The sequence below is a fragment of the Actinomadura graeca genome (assembly GCF_019175365.1).
In the GTDB taxonomy this organism is placed as follows: Bacteria; Actinomycetota; Actinomycetes; order Streptosporangiales; family Streptosporangiaceae; genus Spirillospora; species Spirillospora graeca.
This window is the reverse complement of record NZ_CP059572.1, coordinates 2,671,821-2,690,754: the sequence shown is the minus strand read 5'-3', so window position 1 is coordinate 2,690,754 and position 18,934 is coordinate 2,671,821. Positions and strand designations below refer to the sequence as shown.

At 74.0% G+C, this 18,934-nt stretch carries 11 protein-coding genes; 6 read left to right on the top strand and 5 right to left on the bottom strand.

What is annotated here, in order from left to right; genetic code table 11:
* Positions 1–33 precede the first annotated feature (33 nt).
* Genes grpE through AGRA3207_RS11800 form a run of 4 tightly spaced genes read left to right on the top strand, consistent with a single transcriptional unit; the run spans position 34 to position 7,524 of the window.
* On the top strand, positions 34–711 hold the full coding sequence (gene grpE / locus AGRA3207_RS11815; RefSeq protein WP_231334644.1) for a nucleotide exchange factor GrpE: 678 nt from the start codon (positions 34–36) through the stop codon (positions 709–711).
* Positions 708–2,378 carry an Hsp70 family protein gene (locus AGRA3207_RS11810; protein WP_231334643.1) on the top strand — a complete coding sequence of 557 codons (1,671 nt, stop codon included), beginning with the start codon at positions 708–710 and terminating at the stop codon, positions 2,376–2,378. Before grpE ends, AGRA3207_RS11810 begins: the two co-directional genes overlap by 4 nt.
* On the top strand, positions 2,375–4,498 hold the full coding sequence (locus AGRA3207_RS11805; protein ID WP_231334642.1) for an Hsp70 family protein: 2,124 nt from the start codon (positions 2,375–2,377) through the stop codon (positions 4,496–4,498). The genes AGRA3207_RS11810 and AGRA3207_RS11805 overlap by 4 nt, the downstream gene beginning before the upstream one ends.
* Complete coding sequence (locus tag AGRA3207_RS11800; protein ID WP_231334641.1) at positions 4,495–7,524, top strand: fibronectin type III domain-containing protein; 3,030 nt, start codon at positions 4,495–4,497, stop codon at positions 7,522–7,524. The genes AGRA3207_RS11805 and AGRA3207_RS11800 overlap by 4 nt, the downstream gene beginning before the upstream one ends.
* Here AGRA3207_RS11800 and AGRA3207_RS11795 read toward each other — a convergent pair.
* From AGRA3207_RS11795 to AGRA3207_RS11780, 4 genes are all read right to left on the bottom strand, one after another.
* Positions 7,514–8,014: a hypothetical protein gene (locus AGRA3207_RS11795; protein ID WP_231334640.1), complete on the bottom strand. Its 501-nt coding sequence runs from the start codon at positions 8,012–8,014 to the stop codon at positions 7,514–7,516. The two genes, AGRA3207_RS11800 and AGRA3207_RS11795, sit on opposite strands and share 11 nt — an antisense overlap.
* Before the next feature lies 1 nt (position 8,015).
* Positions 8,016–9,731, bottom strand: coding sequence for a hypothetical protein (locus AGRA3207_RS11790; RefSeq protein WP_231334639.1), 1,716 nt, complete (start codon positions 9,729–9,731; stop codon positions 8,016–8,018).
* 189 nt (positions 9,732–9,920) lie between these two features.
* Positions 9,921–13,991: a tetratricopeptide repeat protein gene (locus tag AGRA3207_RS11785; protein WP_231334638.1), complete on the bottom strand. Its 4,071-nt coding sequence runs from the start codon at positions 13,989–13,991 to the stop codon at positions 9,921–9,923.
* Between the two features lie 203 nt (positions 13,992–14,194).
* Positions 14,195–14,614 (bottom strand): hypothetical protein, encoded by a 420-nt coding sequence (locus AGRA3207_RS11780; RefSeq protein WP_231334637.1) that lies wholly within the window; start codon positions 14,612–14,614, stop codon positions 14,195–14,197.
* A 211-nt stretch (positions 14,615–14,825) separates the two neighbouring features.
* Here AGRA3207_RS11780 and AGRA3207_RS11775 point away from each other — a divergent pair, with 211 nt between their 5' ends.
* Positions 14,826–16,793, top strand: coding sequence for an ATP-binding protein (locus tag AGRA3207_RS11775; RefSeq protein ID WP_231334636.1), 1,968 nt, complete (start codon positions 14,826–14,828; stop codon positions 16,791–16,793).
* Positions 16,794–17,108: 315 nt separating this feature from the next.
* Positions 17,109–17,687, top strand: a complete 579-nt coding sequence (locus tag AGRA3207_RS11770) for an LOG family protein (RefSeq protein ID WP_231334635.1) — start codon at positions 17,109–17,111, stop codon at positions 17,685–17,687.
* Positions 17,688–17,849: 162 nt separating this feature from the next.
* Here the strand turns inward: AGRA3207_RS11770 and AGRA3207_RS11765 are convergent, their stop codons facing one another.
* Positions 17,850–18,845 carry an XRE family transcriptional regulator gene (locus AGRA3207_RS11765; RefSeq protein ID WP_231334634.1) on the bottom strand — a complete coding sequence of 332 codons (996 nt, stop codon included), beginning with the start codon at positions 18,843–18,845 and terminating at the stop codon, positions 17,850–17,852.
* Between the last annotated feature and the right edge of the window lie 89 nt (positions 18,846–18,934).

Sequence of the window (18,934 nt, the reverse complement as noted above, 5' to 3'; positions counted from 1 at the left end):
TGACCCGTTACTCGGATACCGCAGGGTGGGCAAATGACCGATGGTGCTCCGGAGCGGGACGGCACCGACGTTCCGGTGGACGGCGGTGCGGGTCCGGCGATCAGGTCCTTAGCGGAGGAGCTGCGCGGGCTCCGGAAACTGTTCGACTCCAAGATCCGCTATGACGAGGTCCGGGAACGCCTCGTCGAGTCGATGAGCGACGAGCTGGACCGGCACCGCCAGGGCTTCCACCAGACCCTGCTCCGGCCCGTCCTGCTCGATCTCGTCTCGCTCCACGACGATCTCACGCAGGTCATCGACGCCGCCGAGACCCCGTCCCCCACCGCGGGCACCCTCGCCTTCTTCCGCGACACCGTCGAGCAGATCCTCGTGCGCAACGGCGTGCGGCGGTTCTCCGTCGACGGCGACGCCCTGGACCGTGCCCGCCAGCAGGTCGTGAGCACGGTCGACACCTCCGACCCGGCCCTCGGGCGCACGGTCGCCCGGCGTCTCCGGGCCGGTTTCTCCTGGGACGAGAACGTCCTGCGCCCCGAATGGGTGAGCGTCCACCGCCATGTCGCCGCGGCGCCCGCGAACGGCGCGCCGGAGCCGGACGCGCCTACGCCCGCGCCCGCGGGCACCGATGCGGGCACTTCCGCGGGCGAGGACGCGGACGTGGGGTCCGGTAACACCGCATTAGCCGACCACACAGAAAAAGGAGCTCCCAGTTGAGCGAGAACCGTGTCTACGGCATCGACCTGGGAACGACCTACACGTGCATCGCCCATGTCGACGACACCAGCGGCCGTCCCATGGTCACACCGAACATCGAGGGTGAGCTCACCACCCCTTCGGTCGTCCTTTTCGAGGACGACGAGACCCGCGTCGTCGGCCGGGAGGCCAAGAACACCGCGCTCCTTGAGGCCGACCGCGTGATCGAAATGATCAAACGCGAGATCGGCAAGCCGAACTGGCGGCGGGAGTTCTTCGGCCGGGAGGTCTCCCCGGAGGAGATCTCGTCCTACATCCTCCGCAAGGCCGTCGACGACGCCGAGCGGCACGACCGGGTCCGCCCGCAGAAGGTGGTCATCACCTGCCCGGCCTACTTCGACGTCCCGCAGCGGGAGGCCACCGCCACCGCCGGCCGGATCGCGGGCCTGGACGTCCTGGAGATCATCAACGAGCCCACCGCCGCCGCCATCACCTACGGGATGCAGGACAAGGGCGACCAGACGCTCCTGGTCTACGACCTCGGCGGCGGCACCTTCGACATCACGGTCATCGAGATCAAGGACGGCGCCATCCGGGTCGTCGCCACCGGCGGCAACGACCAGCTCGGCGGGCGGGACTGGGACGAGGAGATCGTCAAGTACTGCGCCGCGCAGTGGGAGGCCGAGTACCCGGGCGCCGACGGCGGGGTCCTCTCCTCGCCCGACACCGTGCAGGCCCTGTGGCTGCGCGCCGAGAGCAGCAAGCGCACGCTCACCGCGATGCCGCAGGCCAGGATCCCGGTGGTGCACGACGGCAAGCAGGTCGCGGTGTCGCTCACCCGGGAGAAGTTCGAGGAGCTGACCGCGCCGCTGCTGGAGAACACCGTCACCTACACCAAGGCGGTGATCGAGACCGCGAGGGAGCTCGGCAGCCCGAGCATCGACCGGCTCCTGCTGGTCGGCGGCTCCACCAAGATGCCGCAGGTCGCGGCCCGTCTCCAGAAGGAGTTCGGGATCGAGATCGAGAGCTTCGAACCCGACTTCGCGGTGGCCAAGGGCGCCGCGATCTACGGCCAGAAGCTGGCGATCAACGAGCGCATCCGGCACGAGATCGGCAGGCGGACCGACACCAGGCCCGAGGACGTCGACGTCGAGACGACCCCCGACGTCGTGCGGGAGGAGGCCGAGGAGGTCGTCGCCGACACGATGGGCCTGCGGCTCGGCACCGTCAAGAAGATCGGCGGCATGGCGGTGACGAACGTCTCCAGCCACAGCTTCGGCGTGCTCGCCTTCCTGCCCGACGACACCCAGGTCATCGCGAACCTGGTGCTGGCGCAGCAGGCCCTGCCCGCCGAGAGCACGATGACCTTCGGCACCAAGGACGGCGGCGCGCCGCTGATCGAGCTGAAGATCTTCGAGAACACCTCGGGGGAGAAGATCGTCCGGGATCTCGACACCGGCGAGGAGGTGACCAGCGCCGTGCTGGAGATGCAGGCGGGGCTGCCCCCGAACTCGCCGATCGACGTCACCTTCCGGCTCGACGGCCAGGGGCGCCTGCACATCACCGGCCAGGACAAGGCCGAGGGCGGCAACATCGTGCGCGCCAGCGTCGAGACCGACCGGGTGCTGTCCGCCGAGGAGGTCGAGCAGGCGATCGAGTACGGGCGCGGCATCCGCGTCATCGGGTGACGGGCCCGGCCGCGGTGGAAGGACGGCAGGCGGAGGTCGCGGTCGGCATCGACCTCGGGACCACGTACTCGGCGGTGGCCTGGGTCAACGGCGACGGCGACCCGGAGATCATCCCGGACGTGCTCGGTGACCCGCTGACGGCCTCGGTCGTCGGCCTCGGCGCGGACGGCCGCCCGGTCGTCGGCGGGGACGCCAAGCAGGGCCAGGCGGACGGCGCGGACGAGGTCGCGCACCTGTTCAAGCGATGGATGGGCAACCCGGCCTTCCGGTTGCCGCTCGGCGGCCGGGAATGGACCCCGGCCGAGCTGTCGGCGCTGGTGCTCGGGCACCTGAAGGCGCAGGCGGAGGACGCGCTCGGCCGTCCGGTGACGCGGGCGGTCGTCACGGTGCCCGAGTACTTCACCCACCCCGAGCGCGCCGCCACGCTGGAGGCGGGCCGTCTCGCCGGGCTGGAGGTGCCGCGCCTGATCAGCGAGCCGACCGCCGCGGCGCTCGCCTATGGGCTGCGCCCCGCGCCCGGCACCCGCCGGGTGCTGGTGTACGACCTCGGCGGCGGCACCTTCGACATCTCCCTCGTCGAGATCGGCGAGGAGGAGATCACGGTCGTGGCCGCCGAGGGCGACCACGAGCTCGGCGGGCGCGACTGGGACGACCGGCTCGCGGGCGAGGTGCTGCGCGGCCTGCCGCGCGAGGACGCCGCGGCGCTCGGCGCCGCGCCCGGCGCGCTGCTGGTCGAGGTCGAGCGGGCCAAGCAGGCGCTGTCCGCGCGGCGGTCGGCAGAGGTCCGCGTCACCGCCCGCGGGCGGACCGTCCGCGCCGAGGTCACCCGCGAGGCGTTCGAGGAGGCCACCCGGGACCTGCTGGAGCAGACCGGGCAGCTCGCCGCCAAGCTCCTGCGGGAGACCGGTCTCGACTGGGACGGCATCGACGGCGTGCTCCCCGTCGGCGGCTCCACCCGGATGCCGATGGTCGGCCGGTGGATCGAGCGGACGTCGGGCCGGCCGCCGATGGGCGGCATCCATCCCGACCACGCCGTCGCGCTCGGCGCCGCCGCCCAGGCGGCGATCCTGCTGGAGGAGGAGGCGGCGGCCCGTCCGCGCCTGCCCGGCCCGGCGGGGGATCGGGCCGCGGACGCGCCCATCCTGCGGCTCGGCGCGCCGCGCCGCATCAGCAACGTCGTGGCGCACAGCCTCGGCATGATCGCCGAGAGCGCGGAGGGCGACCGGTACCTCAACAGCGTCCTGCTCCCGCGCAACCAGCGCATCCCCTCCGTCGCCACCCGGCCGTACCAGTTCGGGCTCAAGGGGGACGGGGGCGACGAGATGGAGGTCTTCCTCACCCAGGGCGAGACGGAGGACGTCGAGGACTGCGCCTACCTCGGCCGGTACGTCGTCACCGGCTTCCCCGCCTCCCGCGGCGGGCGCAGGACCGTCGTCGACGTCTCCTACGCCTATGACGACAACGCCCTGGTCGGGGTGACCGCGAGGGAGCGGGGGACGGGCACCGATCTGGAGGTGACCGTCCACGACCTGCCCCCCGACGTCCCCGACCGGTTCCTGGAGGCCCCGCCCCGCACCGCCTCCCGGGAGCCGATGACGGTCTACCTGGCGTTCGACCTGTCCGGGAGCATGGCGGGCCATCCGCTCTCGGAGGCCCAGCGCGCCGCCAGGACGTTCGTCGGCCAGCTCGACCTGACCACGACGGCCGTCGGGCTCATCGGCTTCTCCGACCGGGTCGACGTCGCGCTGCGGGCCACCAACAACGGCGCCGACGTCTCCCGCGCCGTCAAGCGGCTCGAGGTCGGCACCACGGGCATCGGCAACGCCGCCGACCCGTTCGACACGATCCTGGAGCTGCTCGGCGGCACCGGTGGCCGGCGGTTCAGCGTCGTCCTCGCCGACGGGGTGTGGGCGTACCAGCGGCAGGCGACGGAGCGGGCGCGGCGCTGCCACGAGGAGGGGATCGAGATCGTCGCGGTCGGGTTCGGCGGCGCCGACCACGAGTTCCTGAAGGGGATCGCCTCGTCCACCGAGCAGGCGCTGTTCACCCGGCTCGGCGAGCTCAGCACGGTCTTCGGGACGATCGCGCGGGAGATCACCGAGACCGGCGGCGGGCGATGACCGCAGGCGGGGAGCGGCCGAACTACTTCGTCCTGCTGGAGATCGACCCCGACGCGCCCTGGGACAGGATGGTGTTCGAGCGGACGCTGTCGGAGGCGCAGAAGCAGTGGACCCGCCGGTCGATGGGCCTCCAGTCGCTCCCCGCGACGGCCGAGGCGAAGCGCCTCCTGGGGCTCCTCAAGGACATCCGCCAGGTCATGGGCGACCCCGAGCAGCGCAAGGCGGAGGGCGACCGGGCCAGGAAGCAGGCCAGGGCGGCCCGCCTGGCGCGGCGCAAGGAGTTCAAGGCCAGGTTCGCCCTGATGGCCAGGCGCGGGTTCGTCCTCCAGACGGAGGTCACCGTGCTCTACGAGGACTTCGGGGACATCCTGGCCGCCGACCCGGGCCTGCGGGAGCAGCTCGACGGCGCGCCGGTCCGCCCCGTCCAGGACGGCCCGGCCGGGTCCCGGCTCGACGAGCGGACCGAGACGCAGCTGCGCGATCTGCTGGAGAGCGCGCGGGAACGGTCGATCTACGACGTGCTCAAGACGGCGGATCCCGCGGTCAACGAGCAGAGCCCCCGGGAGACGCTGCTCGCCGCCGCGGACATGCTCTACCTGAGGCAGCACCACCGCAAGAACAAGCAGGACCCCGCCATCAAGGCGCTGGAGCGGCTGAGCGGCCTGGCCAAGACGAGCCTCTTCCAGTCCGACGAGCAGCGCGCGCGGCTCGACGCGTCGATGCGCCTGGAGAAGCTCCGCGAGCTGGTGGAGTGGTTCCTCGACGTGCTCGGCACCGCGAGGTCGGTGAGCGGCGGCCAGGTCGAGGCGTTCCTGGAGGAGGCGCGCACCCGCGGCGTCGACGACCTCTCGGTCGCGCTGGGATACCTGCGCGAACGGCTGGCGAAGGACGGCTGGGCCGTCGAGCTGCCCGCACCCGAGGACGAGGACCGGGTGCGCGGCATGGTGCAGTGCCCCCGCTGCGCCGGCCTCAACGGGACCGACGCGGAGACCTGCTTCGTCTGCGCCTTCCCGCTGCGCGAGCCGTGCCCGAGCTGCGGAGCGGTCGAGCCCCGGTTCGGCGGCTGCCGCTGCGGCTTCCCCATCGGCCAGCGGGACGTCGTCGACGACCTCGCCGTCCAGGCGAGCGAGGCCCTCGACGCGCACCGGCTGGCGCAGGCGGAGACGTACCTGGACCGGGCGGAGCGCATCTGGCGGCTCCCCGCCCGCTCCGAGGACCCGGTCTCGGTCAGGCTCGCGAAGGTCCGCACCCGCTGGACCGCCGCGACCCGGGAGATCGAGCGGCTGCTGGCGGCGATCGAGCCCCTGATGGGCACCCGGCAGTACGTCGCGGCGGCCGGCCTGCTGCGCGCGGCGCCGGACGGGCTGCCGCGCCGCCGGGAGATGCTCGCCCGGGCCGAGACGATGATCGGGGAGGCGCGGGAGCTGTGCGAGGTGGCGCGGCGGCAGGCCACGCCCAAGGCCCGCAGCATCGAGCTGTACAGCGAGGCGCTGCGGTTGTGCGCCGACCTGGAACCGGCGCGGGTGGAGCTCGCGGGCATCCCCCCTGACCCGCCCGCCGGGGTCCGCGCCACCGTCGCGGGCGAGGCCGCGGAGGTCCTCGTCACCTGGGAGAAGTCACCCGACCCCGACGTCTCCTACGTCGTGGTCCGGCGGTCCGGCCCGGACGCGCCGGAGTCGGCGGACGACCTGCCCGGCCAGCGTCGCGTCGCCGAGGACGCCGAGCCGCCGCTGCGCGACCGGTCCGCGGCCGAGGTCGCGGGGCGGCCGCTGACGTACGCGGTGTTCGCCGTGCGGTTCGGCGCGCGCTCGGCGCCCGGCGTCGCCGCCACCGTCCTCGCCGCGCTCGACGCGGAGGTGCGCTGCGAGGCCGGCGACGGCCGCATCACCCTCACCTGGGAGCCGCCGCCGCGGGCGGTGCGGGTCGAGGTGACGAGGCGGGAGCCGGGCGGGACCGGCCCGCCGGTCGTGCTGGAGCCCACCGGGCCGTCGCGGCTCGTCGACACCGGCGTCCGCAACGGCGTCCGCTACGAGTACACGGTCCGCGCGGGCTATCCCGGCCCGGACGGGCTGTGCTGGTCCGCGGGCCGCTCGGAGCAGGCGACGCCGACGCCGCGGCCGGCCCCGCCCGGCCCGCTGCTGCTCACCGGGTCGAGCGCGCGGTACGGGCTGTACGCGCACAAGACCGACATCCGGTTCCCGCTGCCGGAGCGCGGCGAGGTCCGGATCGTCCGGCAGGACGGGGCGGGGTCGCTGCGCGAGGGCGACGAGGGGCCGCGCGACCGGCTGCGCCTCGACGGGTTCGTCCTGTCCGGCGAGCCGCCGCTGTCCGACCCGATCTTCGACCGCGGGAGCGAGTTCCTGTCCTACGTCCCGGTCCTGATGCTGGACGGTATGGCCTACGTCGGCAGGCCGCGCCGGTACGCCATCCGGGAGGAGGTGGTGGACCTGCGGGGCGAGTTCGCGGGCCGGACGCTCGCGCTCGGCTGGTGGTGGCCGGAGGGGAGCGGCCGCGCGCTCGTCGGCCACCGCACCTCCGGTGAGCTGCTCGACGTGACGGCCGTGGACCGGCCGCTGACCGTCACGCGGGCGGCCGGTGAGACCACCGGCGGATGCGCCGTTCCCGTCCCGGCCGGTGAGACGGCCGTCAACGTCATCGTCGCGCTGGTCGTCCAGAAGGACGGCCTGGACTTCGTGACCGGCGGCGTGCGGCGGGAGTTCACGCGCCCGGAGACCCGCGTCGAGTACCACGTCCGCCGGTCGGGCGGGCGCAGGCCCGTCCTGGTGCTCACCGCGTCCGCGCCGGTCGACCTGCCCGCGCTGGTACTGCGCGGGCGGTCCGGCGGGGCGGTGTTCACCCGGGAGGACGGGGACGTGGTCGCGGCCATCGGCCCGGTGCGCGTGGACGGCCACCACACGGTCCCCCTGCCGAAGTCCGGCGCCCAGGACATCGACTACCGCCTGTTCACGGCCTCGCCGGGCGCGGCGTCGTCCGTGGAGCTCGTCCTCCGGACGGTCACTGCCTGAGCAGGTAGATGTCCAGCGTCAGCGTTTCCGGTGCGCTGTTGAAGCTGACGAAGGGCCGGTACACCGTGCCCTGGAACACGAAGCGCTGGTCACCGAGCTCCCGGAGGGCGGCGTCCGCGCCCCTGGCGATCCGGGTGCCGTTCTCCAGGCCGCCGCCGAACGACAGCACCAGCCCGGCCTGCCGCCCGTTGAGGGAGGCCGTCGCCCGCACCTTCTTCTGGACCTCGGCCTTAGCGGACGTCTTCTCGGACATCAGCCCCTGCCAGTCCACCCGCATGGTGATCGTGACGGGATCGCTCTCCAGCCCCTTCCGGAACGTGGGGGACGGCGTGGGGGAGCGCCCGGCCTTGGCCGGGACGGACTGCCCGAAGGTCGTCGCCACCAGGAACGCCATCGCCAGGGCGAGCATCAGGTCGGCGAACAGCCATCCGATGGTGCCGAACACGAGGTTGCCCGGGTCCTTGCCCGGCACGTTCCTGCGGCGCCTCATCTCATGCACCGAACATGCGCCTGAACCGGCTCCGGCGCGGCGGCGCGGCGGGGCCCGGGGGCGGGGCGCCAGGCCCCGGAGCGGCCGAGGCACCGGGTCCCGGCGGAGGGGTTCCGGGACTCGGCGGAGAGGCGCCGGAACCCGATGCGGGCGGGGTGCCGGAGCCTGAAGCGGACGGGGTGCCGGGGCCCGATGCCGACGCAGGTGCAGGGCCTGGCGGCGGCGTGGGTGTGGAAGCGGGGGACGGCGGGCCCCCGCGGCGCGAGGACAACGGGCCGCCACGGCCGAAGCGGCTCCGGCGTGGCGGCGCCGCACCGGCGGCCTTCCCGATCTGGGTGGCCGCCATCGCCACCGACGCGGCGGCGCTCGCCAGGTCGGCCGCGGTGGACTGCATGGTGTGGGTGACCGCGGAGAGGGACGTGCCGGCCGCGGCGAGGTCGCGCTGGACGGCGACCAGGCTGGCGCCCGCGTCGACGACGTTCCTGGTGAGCTCCTCCAGGCCGCCCTTCATGTCGCCGGCCACCAGCTCGGCGACGCCGCGCAGCTCCGTGGTCGCCGCGGCCAGGCCCTCGGAGTGCTCGCCGATCCTGTCGACGAGCCCGGTCTGCGAGGTGCCGATCACCTTGAGCCGCTCGTCGATCGACGCGGCCGCCTCGGTGAAGCCGCCGACGCCGCCCGCCAGCCCCGCGGCGGCGGCCGTGAGGTCCTTGACCCCGCCGGACAGGGCCGCCGCGCTGGCCCGGTACACCTCCTGGTCCCCGCGGTAGTCCGCCAGCGCGTCCTTGAAGCCCTTGAACAGCGGCACCATCTGCTGGTCGATGAGCTGCCGGTTGGCCTCGCCGGCCTGCCGGAGGACGGCCGTCGCCTCCGCGCCGACCCGGGTGGTCGTCTGCTCGCCCTGCATCTGGAGGGCCGACAGGACCTCACCGGTCTCCTTGCTGACCCCTTCGAGCAGCTTCTTGGCGTGCACCTGGAGCTCTTCGAGCCGGTCCGTCGCGGCCTTGGAGACGGCGCCGTTGTTCTCGGCCAGCCGCGCCGTGTCGCGCACCGCCAGCCTGATCATCTCCTGGGTCTCGGTCAGGACGCGCTGCGCCGCCTCCGCCCATTCCCTGGCGTTCTCGGGCGGTTTGACGTCGCCGCTCTCGACGGTGAGGCCGAGGTGGTCCAGCGCGTCGTCGGCGAGGGCGCCGACCTCCGCCAGCTCCGCGTTCGCCGCGCTCTCCAGCCGGTGCGCCCAGACCGTGAGGGCGAGCACGGCGAGCAGGAGCACGAAGGACAGCAGGGCCGTCTCCGCGAACGTCGGCAGCGGGCTGCCGTCGAAACGGCGCTGCCACAGGACGAGGAACGGCTGCGTCGTCAGCTCGGGGTGCGCCCTTACGGTCCGTTGGTAGTCCCAGCTGGCGACGGCCAGCGCGATCCACGTGATCATCAGGGGGAGCAGCGCGGTGGCGTTCCGCCAGCCGACGATCCGCCGGACCCTGGCGTGCTGGACCTTCGCGAGCTCGTGGAACGTGAACCCCGCCGCCGCGTACCGGCCGAGCATGGCGAGATCACGTCGTCCGGCGGCCTTGTCCACGGCCGCGAGGCGGGCCGCGTCGTCGTGCGCTCCGAGCCGTAGCAGTTCCTCCTGTAACTCCGCCAGTTTCCCGGCCGCCTCGCCGCCGTGCTCTCCCAAGGCCGCGACATGGGGGAAGCCGGTGGCTGGCGCTGCGATCATGGTGTTCCTCCGATGATCTTCGAGAGCCCGCGGCGGAGCCCGGTGGCGGGGGAGGGCGGCGGGCGACGGCGGCGCGCGGCGTGCCACGGAGGGCAGCCGGAATCCAGGCGGTTCCGGCCAGGGTTTCTCCCTGCCTATTTTAGTCGGGATAGGTGCCGCTCATAAGCGCGCCCACTGACCTGATTTGGTCTACGGCGCCGTTCCCGACTCGCCGCGCAGCGCCTCCAGGACGGGATCGTCGGGCGGGAGCCGCTTCTCGGCGATCCTCAGGGCGCGCTCGGCGAGTTCCCGCGCCCGCGCGTGCCCGCCGTCCATGCGGTGGCTGGCGGCCAGGTCGCGCAGCCACGGGATCAGCTCGGCCGCGTGCGGCCCGTGCGTCCGCTCGGCCAGGGACAGCGCCCGCGTCTCCACCGGGATCGCGTCCTGCGGCCGGTCGAGCTGGTAGTACAGGTTGCCGACGAGCCCCAGCGCCCCCGCCACCTCCATGTCGTCCGGCTCGGGTCCGGCCTCGATCAGCTTCAGCGCCCGCACCCGCAGCGGCAGCGCCTCCTCGTACTCCTCCAGCGCGTAGTGGCTGGCCGCGAGGTTCTGGAGCCGCAGGACGACGTCGGGATGGTCGGGGCCGAGGAGCGTCTCGGTGAGCTCCAGGCAGCGGCGTTCCACGGGCACGGCCTCCTCGTACCGGCCCGCCGAGAAGTAGTTGTTGCCGAGCGCGCCGAGCTGCCCGGCGACGTCCGGATGGCCGGGCCCGTGCACGGCCTCGGTGATGGTCAGCGCCCGCCGCCACGGGGGGATCGCCTCCTCGTACCGCCCGGCCTCCCGGCAGGTCCCGGCGAGCTGCTCCAGCGCCGGCACCAGGGCGATGCCGGAGGCCCCGACGACGTCCTCGGCGGCGGCCACGGCCCGCCGCAGCAGCGGGACGGCCTCGTCGAACCGCCGGAGCTCGCGGTAGGTGGTGGCGAGGTTCTCCAGCCTCAGGCGGAGGTCGGGGTGGCCGGGGCCCGCCGCGTCCACGAGGGCGAGCGCGCGCCGCTCCAGGGGCGCCGCCTCCTCGAACCGGCCGAGGCGGAAGCAGGTCGTCCCGAGCGCGCCGAGCCGGTCGGCGACGCGGACGTCCCCGCGGCCGTACTCGGCCTCGGCGACGGCGAGCGCCCGCCTGCGCAGCGGCACCGCGTCCTCGTGCCGGTCGAGGTCGCGGTAGGTGGCGGCCAGGTTCTCCAGCCGCAGGAGCAGGTCGGCGCCGCCGAGCCCGTCCCGCTCCGCGGCGGCCAGCGCACGCCGCTCCAGCGGTGCGGCCTCCTCGTGCAGCCGGAGCTCGCGGTAGGTGGCGGCGAGGTTCTCCAGCCTCAGGAGCAGGTCGGGGTGACCGGGGCCCGCCGCGTCCACGAGGGCCAGCGCGCGCCGCTCCAGGGGCGCCGCCTCCTCGAACCGGCCGAGGCGGAAGTACACCGTGCCCAGCCTGCCGAGGCGGTCCGCGACCCGCGGGTCGGAGGGGCCATAGGACTCCTCGGCGATCGACAGCGCCCTCTCCAGCAGCGGCACCGCCCTGGCGTGATCCTCCGCCTCGCCGTAGGCCGCCGCGAGCGTCTCCAGCTTCGGCAGCAGCTCCACCGACCGCGGACCGTGTTCCAGGTCGACGACGGCGAGCGCCCGGCGCAGCAGCGGCAGCGCCGCGTCCGGACGGTCCAGCCGCCGGTGCGCCCACGCCAGGCTCATGAGCCGCGCCACCACGTCGGAATGGTTCGGGTGCAGTGCCTCCTGGGCGATCCGCAGCGCCCGGCGTTCCAGCTCGACCGCCTCTTCCAGGCGGCCGAGGTTCTGGTACGCCGTCGCGAGGTTCCCGAGCCATGTCGTGATGGTGAGGTGGTCGGGGCCGTAGGTCAGCTCGGCGATGCCGATCGCCCGCCTCAGCTTCGGCGCCGCCTCCTCGTGGCGCTCCAGCGCCATCAGGCTGCTCGCCAGCCCGACGAGCCGGCGCGCCACGTCCCGGTGGTCGAACGGGTAGGCCCTCTCGATGACGTCCAGCGCCCGCCGGTCCAGCGGCAGCGCCTCGTCCGGGCGGTCCAGGTGCCGGTAGACGGCCGCGAGCGCGCCCAGCCGGAACGCCACGTCCGGGTGGCCGGGGCCGTGCGCGGCCTCGACGATCCGCAGCGCCCGGCGCTCCAGCGGCAGCGCCTCCTCCGGGCGGCCGAGGTCCAGGTAGGTCGCGGCGAGGTTGCCGAGGGCGGTCGCCAGGTCCGGATGGTCCTCGTCGAGGACCTCCTCGGTGATCCGCAGCGCCTCCTCCTCCAGCTCCAGCGCCGTGTCGAGCTCGTCCATGTCGCCGTGGCTGCCCGCGAGGCCCCCGAGGAACCGGGCGACGTCCGGGTGGTCGGCACGCAGCGCCTTCTCGCCGATCGCGCGAGCGCGCCGGTTGAGCTCCAGCGCGTCGGCGACGCGTCCCAGCTCGCGGTAGCTCGCCGCCAGCGCGCTCGCCCGGTACGCCACCGCGATGTGCTCGGGGCCGTGGACGGCCTCCGTGATCGCCAGGGCCCGCTCCTGGAGCGGCGCGGACTCCCGCGTCTGCCCGAGCTCGCTGTAGAAGGCGGCCAGGTTCGCCAGCGGCAGGGCCACGGACTCGTGCGCGGGGCCGCTGGCCGCTTCGGCGATCTCCAGCGCGCGGGTCTGCAGCGGGATCGACTCCGCGGTCCTGCCGAGCGAGCTGTAGGTGGTCGCGAGGTTGCCGAGCGCCGTGATCAGGCGCACGTCCCCGGGCCCGCCCGTCCGCTCGATGAGCTCCAGCGTCCGCAGCTCCAGCCCGACGGCGTCCTGGGGGCGTCCCAACGCCGAGTACGCGGCGCCGAGGTTGCCCAGCAGCGTCGCGAGGCCCCTGTCGTCGGGCCCCAGGAACCGTTCGCCGACGGCCAGCGCCGTCCGCGCGAACCGCAGCGTGACGTCGTGCCGCCCCTGCGCGGAGCTGAAGAGCCCCGCCTGGTTCAGCAGCCGGCTGAACTCCCCGTCGGAGTTGCCGTCGCCGATGTTGCCGGCCAGCGCCTCGACGTGCGGCAGCAGCCTCCACCAGCGCGGCCAGCCCGCCATGTTGGACGCCGGGTCGGGCGGCGCCGCCCCGGCCAGCAGGTCCACCGCCTCCGCGGCGTACACGCCGAGCCCCGACGAGGTCGTCTCGGACCCGCCCATCCGCAGCACCGCCTGCACGAGCCGGTGGACGCCGACCGCGTCCTCGGTGAGCGTGATCATGCTGTAGGACCGCAGGAGCGCGAGCATCCGGTTCGCGGTGACGTCGTCCCCGGCGTGGGCCTCGACCAGGTCGCGCGGCACGTCGTCGGGTCCGAGCCACGCCAGCACGCGCAGCAGGTCCACCGCGCCGGGGTCGGCCGCGAGCAGCGCCTCCAGCGTGATGTCCCACACGCGGGTGATGGCGCGTTCCTGCGCCCCGTCCGGGTCGACCTCGCCCAGGATCCGGCCGAACCGGTCGACGAGCCTGGACTCGTAGTGCGCGATGCCCTCGCGGTTGCGGTTGATGTAGGCCGCCGCCTGCTCCAGCGCCAGCGGCAGCCCCCCGAGCGCCTCGGCGACGCGGCGCGCGGCGTCCCGGTCGTCCTGCCCGGTGCGTTCCAGGAGCATGTCGGCGGCGCGCTCGGTGTCGAGCATCCCCAGCTCGACCGGGGCGAGGCCCCGCCTGCGCCAGTCGATGTCGCGCCGGGTCGTCACCAGGACGCGGCCGTCGTGGCCGGCGCCGAGGAAGTCGCCGATGGCGTCGGGGTCCTCGACGTTGTCCAGGACCAGCAGCCACCCGCCGTGGACCAGCAGCCAGTTCAGCGCCCACTGCGCCGCGAACTCCGGGTCGGTGATCTTGAACAGCGGGTTCAGCCTGCGCGCGATGTCGACCAGGCCCGCGGCGATGTTCTGCTCGGTGTCGGCGGTGATCCACCAGACCGAGGAGTACCGGTCCCGCTTGGCGTACGCGTAGTGCAGCGCCAGCTCGGTCTTGCCGACACCGCCGAGCCCGGCGACGCTCTGCCCGACGACCCCGGCGCCCGCGTCCATCACCCGGTCGAGCCTGTCGAGCTCGTCCTCCCGCCCGACGAACACGTGCGAGCGGACCTGCCGCACGCCGAACAGCCCCGACGGGCGGACGGAGCGGACGTCGGGCAGCCTGCCGCCGAGGTTGTAGTAGTTCGTGATGTTCCCGGTCAGGACCGTGCCGCTGATCTCGCGCGCGGCGACCGAGCGGTCACCCGACGCGGTCGGACCGTTCATCGCCGAACACCACGTCCCCGTATTCCGGAAATCACCGAGCGCCGGAGCGGAGGGGCGGCCTCGGAATGGAAGATCGGCGCCGTCAAAGGGGGCAGGGACCCCCGCGCCGGTTATGCCGGTAAGTCTATCGCCATGGACCTCTCGGGCCGGAAAGCCAAGCGGTGGCCGATTCCGGTTGGCCTCGCGTCACGGTGAATTCCCGATCACCGGGTGATCTCCGCGCCGTCCCCCGTGGACGCGACACCGGAAATCGTGTGCGCCGCGATCGACCGTTCTCCGCTCGCGGTCACGCTCACCGCGCCCGCCGCGGGGGCCTCGTCGAGAATGGCGCGGATCCGCCCGGCGAGTTCCCCGTCGGCGGCCAGCGCCTTGCGTATGCGCACCCGTAAGACGGCCTGGAGGTCCTCGTCGTCGGGGCTTTCCGCGAGGTCGGCCAGCGCCCGGGGGGCGTCCGCCTCGTCCCGGACCCCGAAGACCTGCCGGAGCAGCCGCCGCCCGACCCGTGCCGCCGGGCCCGCGTCCCCGTGCCCGGCGTCCTGTTCCGGGGCCAGCACGGCGGTGCCGTAGGCGTGCACGGCGGCCGCCACGTACGGCCGCGCCCGCGGATCCAGCTCAGCGCTCATCGTCATCGCCCTCCGCCTCGCGGGACCGCCACGGGGCGCGCGCCCGCGGTCCTCCGCACCGCGACACTAACCCGGCCTCCGCAGCGCGTTCTGTGAATTCCAACCGGTAACGGCACGCGAATCGCGCGTCCCCGGCACCGCCCCCATCCATGGACCGGCGTGCGGCGAACAGTAAGGGCCGGCCACGAACCCTTTTTCGATGGAGACGACCATGAGCGAAGCCGCCGCCGGGACCGGTGTGAGGATCCGGCTGGCAGGGGTGTTCCGGGTCGAGCGGGACGGCGCGCGGCTCGACGACCGGGCGATCCGCGGCAAGTCCCGCACGCTGCTCGGGCTGCTCGCCGCCGAGCGCGGCCGTGTCGTGCCGATCCACCGGATCGAGGACGTCCTGTGGGCGGGCAGCCCGCCGAAGCGGCCCGTGAGCAACGTCGCGACGCTGGTGAGCCGGCTGCGCAGGCTCCTCGGGCCCCGCGTCATCCTGGGCGGGCGGGTCGGCTACCGGCTCGGCGCGCCGCCGACGGTGAGCGTGGACGTCGACGAGGCCGCCGCGCTCACCGCCGAGTCCGAGGGACGCCTGGCGGCGGACGAACCTGCCGTCGCCGGGGCCGCCGCCGCCCGGGCGCTCGACCTCCTCGGCGGCGGGACGGCGCTCGAAGGGGAACCCCGCGCCGAATGGGCCGAGGCCACCTCCCTGGAGGTGGCCGACCTGCTCCGGCGGGCACGCCACGCGGCGGCGACGGCGGCCGTCCTGGGCGCCGAGCCCGAGGTCGCCCGCCGGGCGGCCGGGGCGGCGGTGGCGGCCGACCCCTTCGACGAGACGGCGCACCGGCTGCTGATGAAGGCGCACGCCGCGGCCGGGGAACCGGCCCGCGCGCTACAGGTCTACGAACGGCTCCGCGGCGCCCTCGCGGACGAGCTCGGCGCCGACCCCGCGCCCGAGACGCGGAACCTTCACGTGGCGATCCTCCAAGGCCGCCCCCGGCATCCCCAGCCGCAGCCGTCCACGCCGCGCCTGTCCGTGCCGGCCGCGCCCGCGCCGATCGCGCCTGCGGGAGGCGTGTTCGTGGCGGCGGGGGACGGGGCGCTGGTCGGCCGTGAGGGGGAGATGGTCCGCATCGCCCGCGCCTGGTCGGAGGCGAGGGAGGGGCGGCCGGTCGTCCTCGTGGTCGCCGGGGAGGCCGGTATCGGCAAGTCCCGGCTCGCGGCGGAGGCGGCCCGGCACGCCGCGTCGACCGGGGGCACCGTCTTGCAGGCGGCCTGCCATGAGACGGAGCGCTCCCTGTTCCTCCAGCCCTTCGCGGACGCGTTGGCCCCGCACATCGCGGGGCTCGCCCCGTCCGTCCTGGGGGAGGCCGTCGGCGTACATGCGTCCGCGCTCGGCCTGCTCGTACCGGACGCGGCGCGCGCGCTGGGGACGTCGGGCGGGCTGGATCTGGGGGAGTTCGGGCGGAACCGCGTCTACCAGGCCGTGGCCGCGTTCCTGCGCGGCGCGGGGGCGCGCGCGCCGGTGCTGCTGATGCTCGACGACCTACACAACGCCGGGGAGCCGACGGTCGGACTGGTGGCCTACCTGGCGCGCCGGGCCGCCTGGTCGCGGCTGCTGTGCGTCGCCACGGTCCGCCTGGAGGAGGGAGAGGACGTGCTCCCGGCACTCGACGGCGTGGCGCGGCGGATCGACCTCGGGCCGCTGGCTCCCGCGGCCGTCACCGCGCTCGCGGCGGCGGCGGGGAAGGACGGTCCGGCGGACCGGGTCTTCCGGCGTACCCGCGGGCACACCCGTTCGGTGGTCGAGATCCTCAGGGGCCCGGGCGACGAGTCCGTCGTCCCGGACGCGGTGCGGCGGGACGTGCTCCGGCGAATGCGGCGGGCGGGGGAGCCGGCCGACCGGCTGCTGCGTGCGGCGGCGGTCCTCGGCGAGGCGTTCGACCCCGTGGACCTCGCGGCGCTGGTGGACCTGCCCCCGCACGAGGTCGCCCGCCACTGCGAGCGCGCGCTCGCCGCCCGCCTGCTCGTGGTGTCGGGCCACAGGTACGAGTTCGCCAGCGAGCTGACACGGCAGGCCGTGCACGCGACGACCCCCGAGCCGACGCGGCGCGTCCACGAACGGCGCGCGTCGGACGTGCTCGGAGGACCTACCGGCCCGACCCGCTCCCGCATTTCGCTTCCGTGCCCGCTGTGAATGGCGGCGGAGGGCCACCGGAATGGCGTGCGCAGAAATCCGGTCAATGGCGTTGCAGGACGGTTGCAAGGCGGCTCGTCCCGCCGGTTCCGCGACGTCGCCGGGCCGCCGGGCGCTGCAACGCCCGTGCAATCCCCCTTGGCAGAGTTCTGATCCACCTCGCGAAGGATTCCCTGGCGGAATCGGGGGAGCGGGTCATGTCCGAGGTGGGAGCGCGTGCACGACCGGAGCCCCAAGGGCTCCTTTCTCCGCGTCCATCGGCGTGATCTCCGGTGCTCCGGCTCTGACCCGGACCGACGGACGGACGGAGAGACCATGCTCGACGAGCCCCGGCAGCCCAGCCGGATCGGCGTGTTCTGCGGCGCCCGCCCCGGGGTGGACCGGCGGTACGTCGACTTCGCCACGGACTTCGGCGCGGTCCTCGCCCGCCGGGGCGCCGGGCTCGTGTACGGCGCCGGTGGCGTCGGCATCATGGGGGCGGTCGCCGCGGCGGCCGACGCGGGCGGCGCCGCGGTCACGGGGGTGATCCCGCACCGCCTGCACGAGCGTGAACGCGGCACCGACGCCCGCGGGAGGATCTTCATCGTGCGGTCCATGCACGCCCGCAAGGCCCTCATGTACAGGCTGTCGTCGGGCTTCGCCGTCCTGCCGGGCGGGTTCGGCACGCTGGACGGGCTGCTGGAGGTCGCGACCTGGAACCAGCTCGGGCTGCACCGCAAGCCCCTGGTCCTGGCCAACCACAACGGCTTCTTCGATCCCCTGCTGGAGTTCTTCGACCACATCGTCCGGGAGGGGTTCCTCGCCCCCGCCGAGCGCACCCGCATCCAGGTCGCCGACGACCCCGAGGACGTACTGGACCGCCTGACCGGCGAGACCCAGTCGGACCCCCCATGACGCCCAAGACGTGACCGCGCTCGGCGGAGGAGAGGGGGGCAGGGGGGAGGGGGCGTGAGCCCCCTCCCCCCGCCTGCGCGTGAGCGCCCCCCGGCAGGCGCGTGGCGGGCTGCCCGCGGTGGGCGGGCGGGCCCGCCCGTTTTTACCTGGTAGGGAAAATCCTCACACACCGGTCACGGGGGCGGCCGTCAGGGCTCGTAGCTCGCGCGCTGGAGGCAGGGCACGTGCGGCGCGGGGAAGGGCGGTGAGCAGCGCCTTGGCGATGAACCTTCCCCCGGCACTGCCGCGCTCTTGGGCCAGTACCGTTTCCAGGGCCTGGTCCAGGCCGGCGGTGTCGTGGGTCTTGACGCGGACCAGGGCCTCCATCAAATTCAGATTGGCGCGCGCTGCGAGTGCATGCGGCGGGTACAGGCTGCGGGTCTGGTCCAGGACGGTGAACGCGTGCGGGTTTCCGCTGAACGAATAAGCGAACGCCTCGGACCACCCCAGCTGCGTCTCACGGTAGGTGAAGCAGGATTGCGCGGTTTCCGGCTCGGGGAGGCGTTCGGCCGCCCTGTGGAGGTCGGCGAGGGCCTCGGTCACCCGGTGGCCCTGGATCGCGGCGAGGTCGGCGCACGCGGCGTACGCTCTCGCCAGTCCGTGCACGGGTGCCTTGCCCGCCAGGCTGATCGCTTCGGCCGCGAGGTTGGCCACCACCTGCGGAGCCCGCCCAGCCCAAAGGGCATCCTCAGCCGCTCTGCCTCGTGTCCATGCCCGCATCGCGAGATCGCCCGATGCGTCGGCGGCGCGCATTGCGGTATCCCACGCAATCCGGGTCGCGCGATGATCCCCGGCGTCGCCCAGTTCGATGGCCAATAGCCCCGCGAGCGCAGCGCTGATACGAAGGAAACCTGCTTTTTGCAGCGGGGAAAGCTGACGCTCGAAAACGGCGCCCATCGCGATGATGTCGGTGTTCAGATCGTCGATAAGTGCGCCTGCCGGTGCGGAGTGGATACGGTGATCGTAGTCGGCGACTGTTCTTTCCCATTCGGGGAGGTCATCGTCTCTGCCGCCGAGCGCATCATCGATGCCGGACAACACCGTTTCGACGGCTCCGGGCGGGACTGCGGCACCTGCGCTGATAGCGGTGATGATCTGGAGTGCGGCGCGTCGTTTCACGTTGTCGCTCCCCTGGTCGGGAGTTGGACTCTGGTCCACGGTACTCGTCCCGCCCGCTGGTGGCTTGCGCCTGGTGCGTGGGGGAGAGC